Source organism: Streptomyces sp. SID5464 (genome assembly GCF_009862985.1).
GTDB lineage: Bacteria > Actinomycetota > Actinomycetes > Streptomycetales > Streptomycetaceae > Streptomyces > Streptomyces chartreusis_D.
Window position 1 is genome coordinate 148,306 of the sequence record NZ_WWIQ01000021.1, and the last position, 3,388, is coordinate 151,693.

The following is a 3,388-nucleotide window of genomic DNA, read 5'->3' on the forward strand; positions in this document are numbered from 1 at the left end:
GCTTGCCCGGGTGGCTCCACATGAAGCCGAGGTAGGCGCGGACGTTCGCACGCCGCTGCCACCAGTCGCCCGGCGCCTTCGACACCAGCGCCTGCTTGCCGTGCACGACCTCGTCATGGGAGATCGGCAGGACGTAGTTCTCGCTGTACGCGTACACCATCGAGAACGTCATCTCGTGGTGGTGGTACTTGCGGTGCACCGGCTCGTGGGCGAGGTACTCCAGCGAGTCGTGCATCCAGCCCATGTTCCACTTCAGCCCGAAACCGAGCCCGCCGCGGTCGGTGGGCTGCGTCACCCCGCCCCAAGCCGTCGACTCCTCGGCGATCGTCACCACGCCGGGGGCGCGCCGGTACACGGTCGCGTTCATCTCCTGGAGGAACGCCATGGCCGCCAGGTCCTCCCGGCCGCCGTAGGCGTTGGGCTCCCACTGGCCGTCCTCGCGCGAGTAGTCCAGGTAGAGCATGGACGCCACCGCGTCCACGCGCAGCCCGTCGATGTGGAACTCCTCGCACCAGTACACCGCGTTCGCCACGAGGAAGTTGCGCACCTCGGTGCGGGCGAAGTCGAACTCGTAGGTGCCCCAGTCCGGGTGCTCGGCGCGCCGCGCGTCCCCGGGCTCGTACAGCGGGTCCCCGTCGAACCGGGCCAGTGCCCAGTCGTCCTTCGGGAAGTGCGCCGGCACCCAGTCCATGATCACGCCGATGCCCGCCCGGTGGCAGGCGTCGACGAAGTACCGGAAGTCGTCCGGGCTGCCGAGCCGCGCGGTCGGCGCGTAGAAGCCGGTGACCTGGTAGCCCCAGGAGCCGTGGAAGGGGTGCTCGGCGACCGGCATCAGCTCGACGTGGGTGAACCCGAGGTCCTTGACGTACGCCGGGAGTTCCTCGGCGAGCTGCCGGTAGCCCAGCCCCGGCCGCCAGGACGGCAGATGCACCTCGTACACCGAGAACGGCGCCTCGTGCACCGGCCTGTCCGCGCGGTGCGCCATCCACTGAGCGTCACCCCACTCGTAGTGCGAGGCCGTCACGATCGACGCCGTGTCGGGCGGCTCCTCGGTGCGGCGCGCCATCGGGTCCGCCTTCAGGAAGCGGTGGCCGTACCGGGAGGTGATCTCGAACTTGTAGGCCGTGCCCTCGCCGACGCCGGGCAGGAACAGCTCCCACACGCCGGACGCGCCGAGCGACCGCATCGGGAACTGCGTCCCGTCCCAGTAGGTGAAGTCCGCCGCGACCCGCACGCCCTGCGCGTTCGGCGCCCACACCGTGAACCGGGTGCCCGTCACGCCCTGGTGGGTCATCGGCTGCGCACCGAGCGCCTGCCACAGCTGCTCGTGCCGGCCCTCGCGGATCAGGTGCAGGTCGAGCTCGCCGAGCGCGGGCAGGAAACGGTACGGGTCGTGCACCTCCTGCTCGCCGCCCTCGTACGCCACGTGCAGCGTGTAGGCGGGGATCTCCGCCAGCGGCAGCACGCCGGAGAACAGGCCGTCGCCCTCCGAGACGAGCGGGGTGCGCTTGCCGCCGGTCACCACGCTCACCGAGCGGGCGAAGGGGCGCAGCGCCCGGAACACGATCCCGCCCGGGACCGGGTGTGCGCCCAGCAGGGCGTGCGGATCGTGGTGGGCGCCCGCCAGCAGGCGTCCGCGGTCCTCCGGGCTCAGGGCGGGCGCGGTCGCGCCCGGGACCGGGCCGGACGGCTCCGGGATTGAGGTGTCGCGCAGGGCCACGGCTCAGTCTCCTCTCACAGCGAGGCGCTCGATCGCCGCCATCGGTACAGGCAGCCAGTCGGGGCGGTGCCGTGCCTCGTACAGCACCTCGTACACGGCCCGGTCCGTCTCGTAGGCCCGGAGCAGCCCGTGCTTCTTGCGCGGGTCCCAGCCGGCGCGGGCGGCATAGCCCCCGCAGTAGGCCTCGCGGCAGCGTCGCGCCCACTCCGGGCGCCAGGGGCGGCGCTGCCGGGCGGCGTAGTCGAAGGAGCGCAGCATCCCGGCGATGTCCCGCACGGGGGAGTGGGCGCTGCGCCGTTCGGAGAGCGGCCGGGACGGCTCGCCCTCGAAGTCGATGACGAACCACTCGCGTCCGGCCCGCAGCACCTGACCCAGGTGCAGGTCGCCGTGGATGCGCTGGGCGGGCGGCCCGGCGTCGCAGGTGGTGAGGGCGGCGAACGCGGTCTGCAGGCCCGGCACGTACGGCTGGAGCGCGGGCACGCAGTGCGCGGCGGCGGCCAGCCGCTCGGTCATCGCGGTCGCCGTGCGCCCGTTCTCCCCGGGCTCGCCGACCGGGAAGGCCGAGGCGAGCGCGAGGTGCACCTCCGCCGTGGCCGCGCCCAGCGCCCGCGCCTGGACCGTGAAGTCGTCGCCGGCGGCCAGGGCGTGCAGCGCCAGCGTCCAGCCGTCGGAGGCGTCCCGCAGATACGGCTGGAGCACGCCGAGGGTGGCCTTGAACGGATGCTTCGTCTGGAACCAGGCCACGGGCGCGGGCACCCGGTGGCAGCCCTGCCTGGCCAACGCTCCCGGCACCTCCAGGTCCGGGTTCACGCCCGGCTGGATGCGCCGGAAGACCTTCAGGATGTACTCGTCGCCGTACACCAGCGAGGAGTTGGACTGCTCCGCGTCCAGCAGCCGCGGCACGAGTCCGCCGGGCACCGGCTGGTCCGGCTCGCAGTCGAACCGCAGGGGACCGGCGGTGCCGGGGTGCCGCAACCGGTCCAGGAGCAGCTGAGCCGAACGGGGGTCGTGCAGCGCGTCGTAGACCGTCAGACCGGCCAGCGGCCCGTCCTGGACCCGCCCGATGAGCGCCCGTCCGAGACGCGGCGACGGGTGCTCCCGTACGCCGAGCAGGAGCTGGTAGCAGTCGCCGGCCGGGAGAGCGCCGCCCGGGGAGGGCACACCCGTGTGACCGGCGTGACCGGCGTGGACCAGCACGTGCAGACAGCCCGGGAACAACTCGGTCATCGACAGCAGGCCGAGCTCCGTCACGGGCCGGTCCTTGCCCGCGAACCAGCGCTGCCGGGGCAGCCAGTCGCGCAGCAGCCCGCCGAGCGACTCCATGGGCTCGGCCAGGCGCGTGAGACTCGGGCGGAGGGATGCGGTCTTCGGCATGGTCACGCCTCCTTTCGTCGGCGCGTGCTCACAGTCGCCGGCCGATGCGGGATGCGACTCGAGTGAGCCGGAACCAGTAGAAGCCGTGGCCCCCGAGGGTCAGCAGGTACGGCAGTTCGCCGATCGCGGGGAAGCGGACCCCGCCGAACAGCTCCACCGGATGGCGCCCGGCGAACTCGCGCAGATCGAGTTCGGTGGGCTGCGCGAACCGCGCGAAGTTGTTCACGCACAGCACCAGGTCGTCCTCGTACTCCCGCAGGAACGCCAGCACCGCCGGGTTGGAGGACGACAGTT

3 protein-coding genes are annotated in these 3,388 nt (G+C 72.6%); all 3 read right to left on the minus strand.

Annotated elements, in window-relative coordinates:
• Window positions 1-1,720, minus strand: a 1,720-nt coding sequence (glgB, locus tag GTY47_RS14620) for a 1,4-alpha-glucan branching protein GlgB (RefSeq protein ID WP_010033282.1), incomplete at its 3' end; no start/stop codon positions are given.
• 3 nt (window positions 1,721-1,723) lie between these two features.
• Window positions 1,724-3,094 carry a hypothetical protein gene (locus GTY47_RS14625; protein WP_010033283.1) on the minus strand — a complete coding sequence of 457 codons (1,371 nt, stop codon included), beginning with the start codon at window positions 3,092-3,094 and terminating at the stop codon, window positions 1,724-1,726.
• A gap of 28 nt (window positions 3,095-3,122) precedes the next feature.
• On the minus strand, window positions 3,123-3,388 hold a 266-nt coding region (locus tag GTY47_RS14630; RefSeq protein ID WP_040902446.1), incomplete at its 5' end, for an alpha-glucosidase C-terminal domain-containing protein.

Excerpts from the sequence above, each read along its gene's own strand:
- GTY47_RS14625 (WP_010033283.1), bottom strand. The coding sequence starts at position 3,094 with ATGCCGAAGACCGCATCCCTCCGCCCGAGTCTCACGCGCCTGGCCGAG.